The organism is Myxococcus llanfairpwllgwyngyllgogerychwyrndrobwllllantysiliogogogochensis (assembly GCF_006636215.1).
GTDB lineage: Bacteria > Myxococcota > Myxococcia > Myxococcales > Myxococcaceae > Myxococcus > Myxococcus llanfairpwllgwyngyllgogerychwyrndrobwllllantysiliogogogochensis.
In genome coordinates this window covers 1-435 of record NZ_VIFM01000799.1, presented here as the reverse complement: position 1 = coordinate 435, position 435 = coordinate 1, and the positions used below count along the sequence as shown (strand labels likewise).

The window sequence follows — 435 nt, the reverse complement described above, 5'->3', positions numbered from 1 at the left end:
GCGCAACGGCATGGTCCTGCTGCTGGGCGCCTTCGTCGCGTGGGGCCAGCCGCCGGACCTGCTCGATGGCACCGGCCCGCTGGCGCTGATCGCGCTCGCGCTCAAGGAGGCGCTCATCGGCATGCTGATCGGCTTCGTCGTCTCCGTCGTTTTCTGGGTGGCCGAGGGCATCGGCATGCTGATCGACAACCAGGCGGGCTACAACAACATCCAGCAGACCAACCCGCTCAGCGGCATGCAGAGCACGCCCGTGGGCAACCTGCTCATGCAGATGGCGATCGTCGGCTTCTACATGCTCGGCGGCATGCTGGTGTTCGTCGGGCTGCTGTTCGACAGCTACGCCTGGTGGCCCCTCACGGGCATGATGCCCAGCGGGGCGGTGCTGGCGGAACGCTTCTTCCCGCAGGAAGTCGCGTCGTACACGCAGGCGATGCT

Annotated in this window: 1 protein-coding gene; it reads left to right on the top strand. The window is 66.9% G+C overall.

The window, feature by feature from the left end:
* The coding region (locus tag FJV41_RS57435; RefSeq protein WP_181791601.1) for an EscT/YscT/HrcT family type III secretion system export apparatus protein at positions 1 to 435 on the top strand (435 nt) is incomplete at both ends.